This is a genomic window from Cohnella terricola (assembly GCF_007786475.1).
In the GTDB taxonomy this organism is placed as follows: domain Bacteria; phylum Bacillota; class Bacilli; order Paenibacillales; family Paenibacillaceae; genus Cohnella; species Cohnella terricola.
Genome location: NZ_VNJJ01000018.1, coordinates 1 through 15,566, shown reverse-complemented (window position 1 = coordinate 15,566; position 15,566 = coordinate 1). Strand labels below are relative to the sequence as shown.

At 54.1% G+C, this 15,566-nt stretch carries 10 protein-coding genes and 1 rRNA gene; 8 read left to right on the top strand and 3 right to left on the bottom strand.

Annotated features, from left to right (window positions below; all coding sequences use genetic code 11):
• Positions 1–130 precede the first annotated feature (130 nt).
• From FPZ45_RS21805 to FPZ45_RS21780, 6 genes are all read left to right on the top strand, one after another.
• On the top strand, positions 131–1,618 hold the full coding sequence (locus tag FPZ45_RS21805) for a UDP-glucose dehydrogenase family protein (RefSeq protein WP_144706494.1): 1,488 nt from the start codon (positions 131–133) through the stop codon (positions 1,616–1,618).
• A complete protein-coding gene (gene galU, locus FPZ45_RS21800) occupies positions 1,518–2,393 on the top strand; it encodes a UTP--glucose-1-phosphate uridylyltransferase GalU (protein WP_144706492.1) in 876 nt (291 codons plus the stop codon). The genes FPZ45_RS21805 and galU overlap by 101 nt, the downstream gene beginning before the upstream one ends.
• Positions 2,394–2,902: 509 nt before the next feature.
• On the top strand, positions 2,903–3,607 hold the full coding sequence (gene pcrB, locus FPZ45_RS21795; RefSeq protein WP_144706490.1) for a heptaprenylglyceryl phosphate synthase: 705 nt from the start codon (positions 2,903–2,905) through the stop codon (positions 3,605–3,607).
• A 4-nt stretch (positions 3,608–3,611) separates the two neighbouring features.
• Positions 3,612–6,008 carry a DNA helicase PcrA gene (gene pcrA, locus FPZ45_RS21790; RefSeq protein WP_144706488.1) on the top strand — a complete coding sequence of 799 codons (2,397 nt, stop codon included), beginning with the start codon at positions 3,612–3,614 and terminating at the stop codon, positions 6,006–6,008.
• 152 nt (positions 6,009–6,160) lie between these two features.
• Positions 6,161–8,167 (top strand): NAD-dependent DNA ligase LigA, encoded by a 2,007-nt coding sequence (ligA, locus tag FPZ45_RS21785; protein ID WP_144706607.1) that lies wholly within the window; start codon positions 6,161–6,163, stop codon positions 8,165–8,167.
• Between the two features lie 35 nt (positions 8,168–8,202).
• A complete protein-coding gene (locus FPZ45_RS21780; RefSeq protein ID WP_144706486.1) occupies positions 8,203–12,099 on the top strand; it encodes an AAA family ATPase in 3,897 nt (1,298 codons plus the stop codon).
• 118 nt (positions 12,100–12,217) lie between these two features.
• Here FPZ45_RS21780 and FPZ45_RS21775 read toward each other — a convergent pair whose 3' ends face one another.
• The 3 genes from FPZ45_RS21775 to FPZ45_RS21765 form a co-directional block, all read right to left on the bottom strand.
• Complete coding sequence (locus FPZ45_RS21775) at positions 12,218–12,601, bottom strand: hypothetical protein (RefSeq protein WP_144706484.1); 384 nt, start codon at positions 12,599–12,601, stop codon at positions 12,218–12,220.
• Positions 12,602–12,748: 147 nt separating this feature from the next.
• On the bottom strand, positions 12,749–13,060 hold the full coding sequence (locus FPZ45_RS21770; protein WP_246120541.1) for a DUF4395 family protein: 312 nt from the start codon (positions 13,058–13,060) through the stop codon (positions 12,749–12,751).
• Positions 13,061–13,240: 180 nt separating this feature from the next.
• Complete coding sequence (locus tag FPZ45_RS21765) at positions 13,241–14,110, bottom strand: helix-turn-helix domain-containing protein (protein ID WP_144706482.1); 870 nt, start codon at positions 14,108–14,110, stop codon at positions 13,241–13,243.
• A 120-nt stretch (positions 14,111–14,230) separates the two neighbouring features.
• Here FPZ45_RS21765 and FPZ45_RS21760 point away from each other — a divergent pair, with 120 nt between their 5' ends.
• Positions 14,231–15,190 (top strand): phytanoyl-CoA dioxygenase family protein, encoded by a 960-nt coding sequence (locus FPZ45_RS21760; RefSeq protein WP_144706480.1) that lies wholly within the window; start codon positions 14,231–14,233, stop codon positions 15,188–15,190.
• 261 nt (positions 15,191–15,451) lie between these two features.
• Positions 15,452–15,566 (top strand): 16S ribosomal RNA (locus FPZ45_RS21755); the annotation flags it as partial.

Here is a 15,566-nt window from a genome sequence, read left to right as displayed (position 1 = left end):
GGCTCGAAAGATGTCGACAGAATTTACATTCCCATAACATAATCGCGGAAGTTTGTTTTCATTCCGGTGCTACAATCGGTGCAAGAGAACTTGAATACGCCTGTGGCGATTGATATAGAGGGGGAAGCGAATGATGAGAATAGCGGTCGTGGGGGCGGGATACGTAGGATTGACTACGGCGGCGGGGTTTGCCGAGCTTGGCCATACGGTGCACTGCGTGGACGGCGATACGGCGAAGATCGGCCAATTATCGCGGGGAGAAGTGCCTTATCGGGAGCCGGGTCTCGAATCTTTAATTCTCAGAAACGTATCGGCGGGGAGATTAACTTTCGGCTCTGACGCGTCGCGATTGTTGCGGGGCGCGGAACTTATGTTTATTGCCGTGAAGACGCCTTCCGACGAGAAGGGCGATATGTCTTTGGCGTTATTATGGTCGGTCATCGATCAACTGGAAGCATGGCCAGAAGCCGATGGTAAGAAGCTGATCGCGATTCGCAGCACCGTTCCGATCGGGACCGCGGAGAGGGCGGAGGCGCGGCTTAAAAACCGTTTGTCCGCGAGCTGCGAGATCGAGGTCGTGTCCGTCCCCGAATTTATGAGGGAAGGCAGCGCGGTTCGCGACTTTTTCGAGCCGATTCGGATGGTCATTGGAGCCGATACGCCGGATACTGCCGATCGGTTAACGCAGCTCCATCAAAGACTGCCCGGCCCGATCGTCACAACTGACCGCAGAAGCGCGGAGCTTGCCAAGCTGGCTGCCAACGCTTATCTTGCTGTTAAAATTTCTTTCGCGAACGAGATGGCCGCTTTTGCCGAGCAGGTCGGCGCGGATTATCCTTCGGTCGCGCATACGCTGGGACTGGATCCAAGAATTGGGCCTCACTTTCTATCTGCCGGGCTTGGTTTCGGGGGCGCGAGCATGCCGAAGGACGCCCGAACGCTCGTCCGCATGGCCGACGAGGCGGGCGCGCCTCAGACGCTAGTCGAAGCCGCGGTCCGCGCGAACGCAATGCTGCCGCTGCGCATGGTGCGCAAGCTGGAAGCCGCGCTTTCGGATCCCGGGCGCCGCAAGGTTGCTTTGCTGGGTCTTGCTTATAAGCCGGGTACTGACGATATGAAGGAGGCGCCTTCGCTCCGCTTGGCAGCGGAGCTTAGCCGTCGCCATCCGGGCATTACGTTGACCGCATACGATCCGGAAGCGAACGCGGCCGCGCGGAGGGTGCTGCCTGCTATGGTAACGGTCTGCGAATCCGCAGAGGAGGCTCTAAGCGGTGCGGACGCGGCAATCGTTGTTACCGAATGGAGCGAATTTCGCCAAATTAAGGCGGACGACTTTAAAACTTGGATGAACCGACCTATAATTATGGATGGAAGAAACACCCTGGACGCCTCGGCGCTTAATGCGCAAGGTGTGGTATGTATCGGGGTTGGACGACTTCCCGTCATTCCGAAAGGGTTGGCGCGACAGGCGGATAACGAACGTGTCCGTACCGTAATTGCAGAGAGGATGCCGGCAAATGAAAATTCGCAAGGCGATCATTCCCGCGGCGGGATTGGGAACGCGTTTCCTCCCGGCGACGAAAGCAATGCCCAAGGAAATGCTGCCCATCATCGATAAGCCGGGAATCCAGTATATCGTGGAAGAAGCCGTCGCTGCGGGGATCGAAGATATTCTGATCGTAACGGGTAAAGGCAAGCGCGCGATCGAAGACCATTTCGACAGTTCGTTCGAACTGGAGCAGAATCTGCTGCAGAAAGGCAAACTCGACTTGTTGTCCGAGGTGCAGAAGCCTTCGGATTTGATTGATATTCACTATATTCGCCAGAAAGATCCGCGCGGGCTGGGGCACGCCATCTGGTGCGCGCGCAAATTTATCGGCGACGAGCCGTTCGCCGTCCTGCTCGGTGATGATATCGTGCAGTCGGATGTGCCCTGTCTGAGACAAATGATGGACGTCTACGAACAGGTTCACGGTTCGGTGCTCGCGGTGAAGAACGTCTCTGACGACGAAGTATCTCGTTACGGGATCGTCGATCCGGATCCATTGGGCGGCGACGGCGATCGTATTCTGAAAGTCCGGGGCGTCGTGGAAAAGCCCGCGCCGGGACAAGCCCCCTCCAACGTGGCGATTATCGGACGTTATATTTTGACGCCGGCGATCTTCGATATTCTCGAGACGCAGGACGTCGGGGCAGGAGGAGAAATCCAGCTTACCGACGCGATCTTCCGTCTAATGGAGGACGAATCCGTCTATGCCTACAAATTCGAGGGCACGAGGTACGACACCGGAGAGAAGCTGGGTTATCTCAAAACGATCATCGATTTCGCCCTGGAGCGTCCGGATCTGCGAGACGAAGTTCGGGCTTATTTGGAAGAGAAGCTGGACCACTGACTCATATATCGCGCGAAGATAATGCCGCACATTTTCCGGTTGGGGGTGTGCGGCTTTTTGTATTGCTGTTCGGAAGCCCCATCCCGCCACGATGTATATGATTTTTCATATAAATAGTCGATTCCCGGGCCGCCGAAGCAGAATTACTCGATATTTTCGAGCAACTCCCCGGTTTCCACGCCACTGTAGCAGAATTACTCGATATTTTCGAGCAACTCCCTGCGTTTCCTGTCACTGGAGCTGAATTGTTCGATTATTTCGAGTAACTCCCCGGTTTCCCCGCCACAGTAGCAGAATTGTTCGATTGTTTCGAGTAACTCCCTGGTTTCCCCGCCACAGTAGCAGAGTTGTTCGATTATTTCGAGCAACTCCCTGGTTTCCTCGCCACTGCAACAGAATAGTTCGATTATTTCGAGCAACGCTCCACCGATACCCTTTCGTTTCCTTCTTGGAAGAATAGGCGAATTCCTGTAGACTAGATTTATACTTTCATGTTTATTGGAGGCGCTATGCTCCCCTCATTTTATAGCGATTGGAAACATGTATTTAAGCTGGACCCCGACAGGGAGATCGATGACGACGCGCTGGAAGCAGTCTGCATGTCCGGAACGGACGCGATTCTGGTCGGCGGTTCGAGCGGCGTGACATTCGAGAATACGGTGGACCTGATGTCCCGTATACGCAGATACGAGGTGTCTTGCGCGTTCGAGCTGTCCGACGCTTCTTGCGGAGTGCCTGGATTCGACGGTTATTTGATTCCGAGCGTGTTGAACACGAGAAGATCCGAGTGGCTGATCGGCCGCCATGTCGAAGCATTGCGTGATTTCGGGCATTTGCTTCCGTGGGAATCGGTCGCGGGCGTGGCTTATCTGGTGCTTAATCCGGATTCGACGGTTGCGCGGCTGACCGAGGCTGAAGCAGGCATTTCCAACGCGGAAGCGATCGCCTACAGCCAAGTTGCGGACAAATTGTGGACTGTTCCCATCCTATACGTAGAGTATAGTGGAACATACGGGGACATGGATCTGCTGCGGGACATTCGCGCGGCATTGCAGAGCGCACAGCTCATTTACGGCGGCGGAATCGATGGACCCGAGCGAGCGGCGCAGGCGGCGAGGTTCGCGGATACGGTCGTCGTCGGCAACGTCATTTACGATAATTTAGCTGCCGCGATAGCGACAGTTCACGCGGTTAAAGAAGCGGTAAAGGAGTAAACTCATGTTTTTCGAAAGAGATAACGAGAACTCGATCGATATCGATCAATCTATCAATAAATTAAATCCGAAGCAGAAGGAAGCCGCGGTAACGACCGAAGGCCCGCTCTTGATCATGGCCGGGGCGGGCAGCGGCAAGACCCGCGTGCTGACGCACCGCATCGCTTACATTATCTCCAAGCGGCTTGCCGCGCCATGGAGCATTTTGGCGATCACGTTTACGAACAAGGCAGCGCGCGAGATGCAGGAGCGGGTGTCCAAGCTTGTCGGTCCGTCCGGACGGGACATCTGGGTGAGCACGTTCCACTCGATGTGCGTGCGCATTCTGCGCAAAGATATCGAGAAGATCGGCTTCGGCTCGAACTTCAGTATTCTCGATTCGACAGATCAACTATCGGTGATCCGGAACGTCATGAAGGACAATAACTTGGACGTGAAGAAATTCGAACCTAAAGCGGTGCAGGGGGCAATTAGCGCGGCAAAGAACGAGCTTCTGTCTCCGGCGCAGTACGAACAGCGGCAGGGGGACTATTTTGAAGCGATCGTGGCCAAGGTATATACGCAATACCAACGTCGGTTGAAAGCGAACAATTCGCTCGACTTCGACGATCTGCTGCTGCTGACGATCCAATTGTTCAAAGACGCTCCTGAAGTGCTCGACTTCTATCAGAACAAGTTCAAATACCTTCACGTCGACGAATATCAGGACACGAACAAAGCGCAATACACCCTCTGCAAAATGCTCGCCGAGAAGCACCACAATATTTGCGTCGTAGGTGACAGCGACCAATCGATCTATCGGTGGCGCGGGGCGGACATAACGAACATCCTGAACTTCGAAGCGGATTATCCCGAAGCTCGCAGCATTTTGTTGGAGCAGAATTATCGTTCGACGTCCAATATATTGGATGCCGCCAACTCGGTCATCAAGAACAATTTCGGCCGCAAAGCGAAAAATCTGTGGACGGACCAGTCCGGCGGGGAAAAGATTACGGTATATCAAGGCGACTCCGAGCATGAGGAAGGGTATTTTATCGCTGGTGAGATTCGCAAGAACCGCCAGAACGCCAAGCGCTTCGGCGATCATGCCATTCTCTACCGCACGAACGCCCAATCCCGGGTCGTGGAGGAAATTCTCATCAAGTCGGAGATTCCGTATCAGATTGTCGGCGGCATCAAGTTCTACGATCGCAAAGAAATTAAAGATATTTTGTCCTACCTTCGACTGATCTCCAATCCGGACGACGACAACAGTCTGCTGCGGATCGTGAACGTACCAAAGCGGGGGCTGGGCGACACGTCGATGGCCAAAGTCCAGGAAGAGGCCGCGCGCAAAGGCGTCTCCATTTTGCGGCTGCTGAACGAAGGGGATGGCCTGCTCGGGGATGGATTGTATCATCTGGACATCCAAGGCCGTGCCAAAGCGGCGCTCTCTGGATTCCGCGATATGCTCAATAACCTCAGCTCCATGGTCGAATATTTGTCGGTGACGGAACTGACGGAGAAGCTGCTCGAGATGACGGAGTACCGTGTGGAGCTGCAACGCGAGAATACGTTGGAATCCAAGTCCCGGCTGGAAAATATCGACGAGTTCCTGTCCGTTACGCAAGAGTTCGAGAAGCGCAATGAAGATAAGTCGCTGCTGAGCTTCTTGACTGAGCTGGCGCTCGTGGCGGATATCGATTCGATGGATGACGACGAAGACGGCGGCGACGCGGTCGTGCTCATGACGATGCATAGCGCCAAAGGACTGGAGTTCCCGGTCGTGTTTATCGTTGGCATGGAAGAAGGCGTATTCCCGAGCAGCCGGTCGTTTGCGGATAACGAAGAGATGGAAGAGGAAAGAAGACTCGCCTACGTCGGCATTACGCGGGCGGAGAAGAAGCTTTACCTCACTTGCGCGAGAATGAGGCTGTTGTACGGGCGGACGAATGCGAATCCGCCTTCGCGGTTTCTCGAGGAAATTCCGTCGGCGCTGAAGGAAGCGGTCGAACCCGCGGGGGGCGGGCGTCCGGGCTCTTACGGGGGCTATGGGTCCCGACTGGGCGGCGGCAATTCAGCTTACGGTTCGCGTTCGTCTTACGGAGGCGGCGGAGGCGGTTATCCGCCGTCGGGCTTTGGCGCGCGTCCGACCGTGGCGCCTGCGAACAGACCGTCGACTCCATCATCCGCGTCTTCGTCTTCGGTCGTTCGTCCGCAGACGCCTTCCGCAGCCAAACCGGTCGGCGACGGCATGGCGATCGTCGCAGGAGACAAGGTGCAGCATGCGAAGTGGGGCGTCGGTACCGTCGTCGCCGTGAAAGGAACGGGCAACGACGCGGAATTGCAGATTGCATTCCCGGCGCCGACGGGCGTGAAACGGCTGCTTGCCGCTTTCGCTCCGGTAACGAAAGTAGAATAGATTCGCATTGAATGGTTGAGCATCGAGAGTTAAGGCGTGCTCAACCTTTTTGCGTGGCGGAAGGCCGATTTGACACTGTTCAAGCGCTAAAATAGACTATTGGAGAGCCTGCAATTAATTTATTGAAGCGAGGTTATCGAGGCATGGCACACATGGAATTAACGGAACGGATGCGGAAGCTCGTGGACGAGCTGAACGCGCATGGCCATCGTTACTATACGGAAGACAACCCGACGATCAGCGATAAGCAATACGATGCGCTTTACGACGAATTGGTTGCTCTGGAAGCCAAGGGAGGGACAGTGCTTCCCGACTCTCCTACTCGCAGAGTCGGAGGGGAGATTTTGAAAGGGTTCGAGCCTCATCGGCATCTCTCCCGGCTATGGAGCTTGGACAAGGCGCAGAATATCGAGGATTTGACGGCTTGGGCGACGCGCGCGAACAAGCTGATCGCGGACTACAACGCGAAAAATCCGGAGCAGCCGCTGCCAGCTCCGGAATACGTCGTCGAGCTGAAATTCGACGGATTGTCCTTGAATTTAACATACGGAGACGGAGCGTTGGCGCAGGCAGCCACCCGCGGGAACGGAGAAGTTGGGGAAGGGATTCTGGCTCAGGTTCGCACGATACGTACCGTACCTCTGACGATCGGATACGCAGGGGGGACGATCGAAGTGCAGGGCGAGGGCTTTATGCGCCTGTCCGTCTTGGAGGAATATAACAAGACTGCCGCGGAGCCGCTGAAGAACGCGCGCAACGGAGCAGCTGGGGCTCTTCGCAACCTCGATCCGAAAGTAACGGCTTCCCGGAGGCTCGATGCATTTTTCTACAACATCGGTTACGCGGAAGGCGTATCGTTCTCTAACCATAGGGAGATGATGGCGTTTCTGCGCGAGAACAAATTCCCAGTCAATCCATACATCGCTTATTTCTCTTCTATTGACGAGTTGATTAAGGAGTTGGAATCGATCGTTGAACGGCGCGCATCGCTCGATTATTTGATCGACGGAGCGGTCGTCAAACTGACCGACATGAGAACGAGGGAAGCTCTCGGCTACACGGACAAATTTCCGCGTTGGGCCGTCGCGTTTAAATTCGAAGCGGAAGAGACGACGACCGTGCTTGAATCGGTATCTTGGGAATTGGGACGAACGGGCAAGGTCACGCCGCTTGCGCGAGTTGAACCGGTAGAACTCGCGGGGGTAACGGTTCAGAACTGCACGTTGAACAACATCGGGGATATCGAACGCAAAAACCTGCTGAACGGACTCGGAACGCGCGTGTTCATTCGACGCTCCAATGACGTCATTCCGGAAATTCTCGGTAAGGCGGACGACGAGGAAGGCGGCGCGATCGAGATTCCGACCGTATGTCCGGGCTGCGGTTCACCGCTTGAAATGCGCGGAGCCCATCTGTTCTGCAACAACCGTCTGGGATGCAAACCGCAAATTATCGGACGGATTACCCACTTTGCTTCCCGCGATTGCATGGACATCGAGACGTTCAGCGGGAAAACGGCGGAGCAGCTCTATGAGGATCTGAACGTTCGCGAACCGGCTGATCTGTACGGTCTGACTCTTGAGCAGTTGGTCGGCCTGCAGCGTTTCGGAGAGAAGAAAGCGTCGAACCTGATCGATGCACTGGAGAAGTCGAAGTCCCGCGGACTCGCTTCCTTCCTGAACGCACTCGGCATTCCGAATACAGGCAAGGCGACGACGAAAATGCTGGCGGATCATTTCGGTGATCTGGATCGCCTGATGGCGGCCGAAGTGGACGAGTTGGTCGGTTTGCCGGATGTCGGAGGGATCGTAGCGGAGAGCATCTATCAGTATTTCCGCGATCCGCTCAATTTGGCGGGGATTACTCGGATGCGTGAGCTTGGCGTCAAAGCGGAAGCGGCTGCTCCCGCCGCGGCGAGTGCGGATGCAAGCCATCCGTTGTTCGGCAAAACCGTCGTACTGACAGGCAAGCTGACGCTGATGACTCGGGACGAAGCCGCAAGGAAGCTCGAAGCACTCGGCGCGAAAGTGTCGGGCAGCGTTTCCAAGAAAACGTCATTTGTTCTTGCGGGAGAAGATGCAGGAAGCAAATTAACAAAGGCAGAGGAATTAGGCGTTAAAATAATTAGTGAAGAAGAATTTACCAATATGATAAAGTAACAAACCTATATCCGTTACTATCAGAGGTATTCGGCATGAATCGCAAACGATCAGAACAAACGGACGAACAATACAATTCGTGTAACAATCAAGGACGGATATATGGCAGGAAACACGAAATTTCGCTGCTCTCCCAGGCGTTCCATTCCACTTGCCTCGGGTCTGCGGAAATCGTGTACGTCTCGGGTGCGCCCGGCGTCGGCAAAACAAGTCTCCTGGAGTGGGTATTTCGCCAGGAGCATAACCATCCGCGCACTCCGATCTTCTTAACTGGCAAGTTCGAGCAGATCGCCAAGGACAGTCCTTATCATCCAATCATTCAGGAATTCCGGGGATTCATGCGGCATTTGCTTGGCGAAAGCTCGCATCAGGTCGACGCATGGGCCAAAAAGCTGAGAAACGCCTTACGATCGAATGAAGCGGTTATCGCCGCCATTATTCCGGAAGTCGGGCTTCTGATCGGCGATATCCCTGCAGTCTGGGAACTGCCGCCGGACGAGGCGAAGAAACGGTTCGTATATGCGTTCCGCAAATTTGTGCAGACGCTCGCTTCCAAGGAACATCCTCTAGTTCTGTTCATCGATGACCTGCAATGGGCGGATTCGTCGTCGCTGCAGTTGCTGCACGCGCTGCTATGCGATCCCGAGCTGCAATATGTGCTGTTTGTCGGCGCTTACCGAGATGGCGAGATGGAGAGCAAAAAGCTGCCGGGCTACGAGGACGACGGCAATATCGCGAAGGAAGCCGTCGTTCGCCATATTCAACTTCGAGAACTATCGTTGGAGGAGATGAACCCGATTGTCATGGAGGCGCTCGGCTGTAGCGCCGCCGAAGCGACACCTCTAACGGAGGTCATGTACCCTGAGTCGCAGGGCAACCCGTTTCATTTCAAACAAATTGTTGGACGGCTGCTGGATGATCGTCTCTTGACCTACGACCTCGAGCGGCGGAGCTGGGAGTGGAATCTGAGCGACCTGCTCGAACGGGAGCAGCATTTGGCCGTGGGCGAACTGATGGCGCATAAGCTGCTGCGTCTTACCCGATCGGCGAATGAAGTGCTTGAAATCGCGGCTTGCCTCGGGAGTCGATTCGAACAGGGATGGATCGCCGACGTTACTCAGCGTAGCGTTGGTGACACTTCCGCCGATTTGGCGGCTTCGGTGGAAGAGGGCTTTATCGTTCGTCTTGGTCCGGATCAATACCGCTTTGTGCATGATAGCGTACAAAACTTGATATACAGCCGAATGGACGACGCGACAAGGCGGTGGACGCATCTGGCGATCGGCAGACGGCTCCTGGAGGCCGGCTCGAGTCATCCCGAAAGTTTGTTTGAAGCGGTGAACCATCTTAATAACGGGTCTTCGGACATTCAAGATGCGGAGGAGTTGCAAAGGTTGGTTGAACTGAATTTGGCCGCCGGACAACGGGCCAAAGCTTCGACGGCGTATGACATCGCGCTTCAGTATTACCGCAAGGGGGTAGAGCTGCTGACGGCCAACGCCTGGGAGCTTCATTTCACCCTATGCTTCGAGCTGCATGTGGAACGGGCCGAATGCGAATATTTGTGCGGGAACCACGATACTACGGAGCAATTGATTAAACAACTGCTGCGCCGGGCGCGTAACCCGATCGAACGTTCCAAAATCCAGATGATCCGCATGACCCAATACATCAATCGGAAGGAATATCAGGAGGCCACCCTACTTGGGCTGGAGAGCCTGAAGGAATTCCATATCAACGTTTCGCCGAACCCTCTGCAAGCGACGGTCGTTGCCGAGGTGTTGCGAGTGGATATGCGGCTTCGCAGCCGCATCGGGCAGCTTGCGGATTTGCCGGAAATGACCGAGCCGAGCCAAATCGCTGCCGCCAACATCCTATTTGCAACTTTGATCTCCTCCTTCCGCACGGACAAGAAGGTGTATTTCCTGCTCGCCTGCAAGGCCGTTCAATTATCGCTGAAGTATGGGAATACGCCGGCCGCTGCCGATGTCTATACGGTATACGGTCTGGTTCTGGCACTAGTGGTCGGCAGGCGGGCCAGAGGTTATGAGGTTGCAAAGGTTGGCCTTGAGCTTGCGGAACGCTACGACATCGCATCTATCAAGTCTAAAACGTATGCGACATTTGGCGGCATCATTTGCCAGCTTGCTGGAAAGATACGCGAAGGCGAGCCGTATTTGGAGCAGGCGGTTCGCTTCGCTATGGAGTCTGGCGATGACGTCTATTTGAACACAGCGATCGGGGCGTACATCCATGCCTTGTACGCACGGGCGCCGCTCGCGGTTTTGTCCAGGGTGCTGACGGAATATACGGAGGCGCTCGCGGAGACGAAGGACGATTTCGTGTTGCAAAATCTTTACTTGTGCCGTCAGTTTGTTTTGGCGCTACAAGGAGGGACGGAGAGTCCCTGCTCGCTAGACTCGGCCGCTTTCTCGGAGCGGAGCTTCGTTGAACAGAGCGGCGGCGAGGAGACGGCATCGGCAACGTTGTTCCAATACTACGCCTACAAGACGCAGCTTTGTTATTTGGACGGGAAATTCGAAGAGGCGGTTCGTTGGCACAAGGAAGCAGAGCCCTTCAAGCTGTATGCAGCCCATCTTACTCATTTGCCGGACTGTATGTATTACGGGGCGCTGGCGGGACTGGCCATCTACGGTAAAGGCGGCGGGAAGGGAACGCCTCCGGATGTCGGCTCGTTGCGCCACGCTCGCAGCCAGCTCCGCCATCTGCGGAAATGGGCGAAGAGTAACCCTGACACCTTCCTGGCGAAGCAAGTTTTGGTCGAAGCGGAGTTGGCGCGGGTCTGCGGACGCTATGCTGCAGCCGAAGCGGAGTACGATCGGGCGATCCGGGAAGCTCGCGAGCAGGACAATGTGCAAGTCGAGAGCGTCGCAAACGAGCTGGCGGGAGATTATTACGCTCGTCAAGGGAAAACGAAGGTCGCGTTCCATTATTTGCAGGCCGCGTGCGACGCTTATGCTCGCTGGGGCGCAAGCCTGAAGGCGAGGCAAATCGGAGAGCGGCTGGCTGCGATGGGGGACGAGCGCTGGGCGGAAACGGCATCAGAGAGTTTGGCACCGACGCTAAGCGAAGTCGCTGCGGCAGCGGAAGCGCAATCGACTGATGTCCACCGGGAAGCGGGCGCGCTCAATACGGTCGATGCGGTAGATCTCGCCGCGATTCTAAAAGCGTCTCAGGTGCTCACGGACAAGATGGATCTCGATGCCGTCCTAGCGGAAATCATGAGTACCTTGATGAGCTACGCAGGCGCTCGCAAAGGCGCTTTGTTGACAGCCAGCCGCGGCGAGTTGTACGTGCAGGCTTGGTCGGACGCCGAGGTTCGGGTCTTGGCCGAGCCGTCGCCGCTTGAGGACGACGGGCTACTGCCCGGCGGCATCGTCAGGTACGTGGCGAGAACGCAAGATGCGGTACGGTATGCCGGAGACGAAGATAGCTGGTTGCGTCACAATCCTTATATGGCGAAGCACCGTCCGCAATCGGCCTTATGTATGCCCGTAGCCATTCACGGGTCGGTGGTTGGCGTATTGTATTTAGAGAATTACGCCGCAACGAGCTTTGTGTCCGAGGATCGTATCCATATTCTACATGCGATGGCTTCGCAAGGCGTGTACATTTGCGAGTTGCTGAGATCGTTAAGCCGATTCGACGGGGAATCGGATATTAGCGAGGAGCTGGATGCGGAGAAGGGCGGCAGTATGACGCAGGCTTCGATTGAGGAGCCGCTCACGGACCGCGAGATGGAGGTGCTGGCACTTCTTGCGGCAGGGCTGTCCAACAAAGAAATTGCTGAGCGGCTAGTCGTAGCTGTCGGCACAGTCAAGGTGCATGTCAAAAACATTTTTACAAAATTGAAGGTTAACCGCCGCACGAAAGCGATCGCCCAAGCAAAGGAGCTTCATTTGCTGGATTAGTCGCGTTAGAAGTTTCTGAAACAATAAGAGTCTGTTGTATATAGGGTGGGAAGAGCGTCGTTTTCGCTCTTCTCACTTTTTTTCGTCATTTAATATAATTAAATTTGTATCTGGTTATTTAATTCACCACGGACAGGATCTTATGGCTATTGGCGGCGTCCAACTGCATGTAACCGCCTGACGGTTCACTAACGACACTGACGATCGACTTGTCAGGGGAAAACCATATCCCATACACCCGCGATGCCTCGGAACCGGAATCCTTTGCATTCGCGACTTCGATTTTCCGATCCGCGGAACGGGACATCGAGACTTGTGCATTGCTTCGGTCGGCTGTCATAAGGATTAGCCGAATTTCATTTGCTTTTGCGGAATCGTTGATGGTTTTGTAAATCTCGTAGGTCGCCCCGGTTGAATCAGGTTTACTGATCCGAAGCATATCCCCGGCTCCTGTAGCGGGAGTTCGGAAGGAAGCGCACCCCGTCGCCAATAGAATTACCAATAAGATGACTCCTGCATAGCGAGTTAATGACATATTCATCACTCCAAGTCCATTTGATATATATGACGCAGGACACAATCCATTTGTTGCCAAGAAAATCAAAAAGCCGTTACCCGCGAACGGGAAACGGCTTTGACTTGAGACAATTTACGTACGGCGAAATCTTCCCGCACGAATCTGCTTCACCCAGAAGTAAACGGTGCATCCGATGCAATAACCGAGCAATGCAGCGCTCGCGGCCAGTAACAAGAAAGCGGAGAAAATATATCCCGCGATCGGCCATCCGAGCCCGAACGAAACGAGAGCAAGGGTCAAAAAAAGGATGGCGAGCGTATTGTTGAATCTTGTAAGCTCGAGGGCCTGCGTTTCTTCGCCCTTTCCTTTGAGCAGGATCTTGGCGATGGCCACGAACGGATTAAGCCGACCTTCGGACAAAGCCCAACGACTTGAATCGCCCACAATGCCGCCAATACCCAAGGGGAGTGCAATAGATAAGAGAGAACGACGAATATGACGATACCCGTCTGATTAGCCTTGACGTATCGCATTGGAACTTCGCGCAAACAATCACCCCAATTTCGATCAGTATACTTGTATTTAATGTATCCAATTATGTGAGGAGTGGCAATAGGCAAATTATTAAATCATTCGTCTCTGTTTCCGATAGGCGGTAGGGGAGAGACCTGTCATTCGGCGAAACCACTTGCAGAAATAATGAACGCTTCCGAAATGAAGCCTATCCGCGATTTCAGTTATCGTCATCCCCGTGCTTTCAAGTCGGTTTTGAGCGGCGCGCAGTTTCATGCGTTGATGATAGGCATGAGGAGACAGGCCGACGATTTCCTTGAATGTTTTCGAAGCATAGTCGTGGCTGTATCCCGTACACTTTTCCAACCACTCCATGGCGTAGCTCGATTCCGCTCTCTCCTCCAACATCTGTTGAATTCGTTCTGCGAAGGCATGCGGCTGCGACGAGCCGGAGGCGGGGGCCATGGCGTTTCCTCTCTGAAGCCTTGCGTACAGTTGGCATAATATCCCCCTCAGCGCTAGCGGAGACAGATCATCGTTGCGGGTATATTCCTTAACCAAATCTTCGAAATAAGGGAGCGCCCATAATCCGACGATACTATAAGAAGGGATGCGCGCATCGTCTATCTCCGATCCAGATTTCGTGAATTCAAAAGAGCTTTCGATCTCCTGAATGCCCAGCTGTTCCGGATGAACCGTGCTTTCGAGCAGGTTGTCGGGTATAAAGTGAAGTCCGTATAACACGAAAGGATCGGTAAGGCTGGCCGAGATCCGGTGGGGAACTCCGGGACCGTAACCGAGCAGGCAGCCCGGGCCTACGCTATGATTTTGTTCGCCGATCATGACTTCCCCGGATCCTTTCTCTACGAACAGCCATTGATAATCCTTGATTATCCTGGGACCAAACGTCTCTCCGGCATTGCAGGCCAAGCGGTTGGCAAACCGGACGACGGGATTAAAAGCCGATGCTGCATCATCCATGGATAAGCGCCTCCAAATAAGAAACCGATAAATGACAAAAAGCGGCCGATCGATTCTAAATGATTTTATCGAACCACATGATAAGATCGCTTATAAGAATATGATGAGGAGAGATTGGCGATGGAAACTTTGCCGATTAATGACAACAATCTTAAGCCGATTTCAGGCAGTTTTCAAGACTCTACTCCAATGCTCAAGAACCTTGCGGCTCTTCGGGAACGGGCTGAGGCGGACGGAATGCTTTATTTCAAAGGTCTTATTCCTCGGGAAGACATTGTCCGGGTTCGCCTAGACATTTTGGAAATATTGAAAAAACACAGCTTGACCGATCCTCGTCGCGAACTGATCGAAGGCATGGCTGACTTAGATGAGGTTTGTCGGTATTCCGGGCAAGAGTTATTGTGGAACGGCGTGGGCGTCACGTTGGAAATCTACCGCGAGATTCAGAAGCTGGAATCATTTCATGCGTTGGCCCATCATAATCATCTTCTTTCTATGTATAGCGGGCTTTTCGAATCCGAACCGTTCCCGCATCCACGGAACATCGGGCGGATCATGTTGCCGCACCCCGCAGCAAGGGCTACGCCATCTCATCAGGATTATCTGCACATTCAAGGCGAAACAGAGACATGGACGGCCTGGATTCCGCTTGGGGACGTTCCGCAATCGGTTGGAGGGCTTGCCGTGCTGAAGGGCAGTCATAAATCAGGTCTGCTCGGCGTTTCGGAGGCGCCCGGAGCGGGCGGATTGGAAACAATTCTGTGCGGGCTAAACTATGAGTGGGAGACAGTAGATTATGAAGCGGGCGACGTGCTTACTTTTAACAGCTTGACCGTTCACAAGTCGATGCCCAACCAGGTATCGGGCAAAATCCGGATGTCTTGCGATTTTCGCTTCCAGGCTCTAAAGCCGGGCGTGGTGATCGAACCCCGCTCATTGTTGCCTCACGGGCCCTATACTTGGGAGGAACTATATGAGGGCTGGCAGCATAAGGACCTTCAGTATTATTGGGAGAACGTCGGGTTCCGCTATTCGGAATTTGATGAGACAATCCGTTGGCAGAAGGAAAAGATCTGTTGATGCGGGGTTGGAGAAAAGGCCGCCGAAGGATCGATATCGATAGTCCGGCGGTCATGCAAAATAAATGTATTATATTTCCATGATAAAAAGTGTTGCATTCTTTATTCAGGCTGTGATATATTAATCAGGTCGCTTCTTGAGGGCGCGACACACAAGACAAAAAGCAACACCGATTGTTCTTTGAAAACTGAACATTGAGCGTAAGAAACAAAAACGTCGAAAGACGAAACCAGCAATACAGATTGAGCCTTCTGGCTCTCTATTATGGAGAGTTTGATCCTGGCTCAGGACGAACGCTGGCGGCGTGCCTAATACATGCAAGTCGAGCGGAGTTATTTAGGAGCTTGCTCCTGAATAACTTAGCGGCGGACGGGTG

What these genes read in the sequence shown, in the direction of transcription:
- FPZ45_RS21805 (WP_144706494.1), top strand. Translation starts at nt 131, where the DNA reads ATGATGAGAATAGCGGTCGTGGGGGCGGGATACGTAGGATTGACTACG.
- galU (WP_144706492.1), top strand. Translation starts at nt 1,518, where the DNA reads ATGAAAATTCGCAAGGCGATCATTCCCGCGGCGGGATTGGGAACGCGT.
- pcrB (WP_144706490.1), top strand. Translation starts at nt 2,903, where the DNA reads ATGCTCCCCTCATTTTATAGCGATTGGAAACATGTATTTAAGCTGGAC.
- pcrA (WP_144706488.1), top strand. Translation starts at nt 3,612, where the DNA reads ATGTTTTTCGAAAGAGATAACGAGAACTCGATCGATATCGATCAATCT.
- ligA (WP_144706607.1), top strand. Translation starts at nt 6,161, where the DNA reads ATGGAATTAACGGAACGGATGCGGAAGCTCGTGGACGAGCTGAACGCG.
- FPZ45_RS21780 (WP_144706486.1), top strand. Translation starts at nt 8,203, where the DNA reads ATGAATCGCAAACGATCAGAACAAACGGACGAACAATACAATTCGTGT.
- FPZ45_RS21765 (WP_144706482.1), bottom strand. Translation starts at nt 14,110, where the DNA reads ATGGATGATGCAGCATCGGCTTTTAATCCCGTCGTCCGGTTTGCCAAC.
- FPZ45_RS21760 (WP_144706480.1), top strand. Translation starts at nt 14,231, where the DNA reads ATGGAAACTTTGCCGATTAATGACAACAATCTTAAGCCGATTTCAGGC.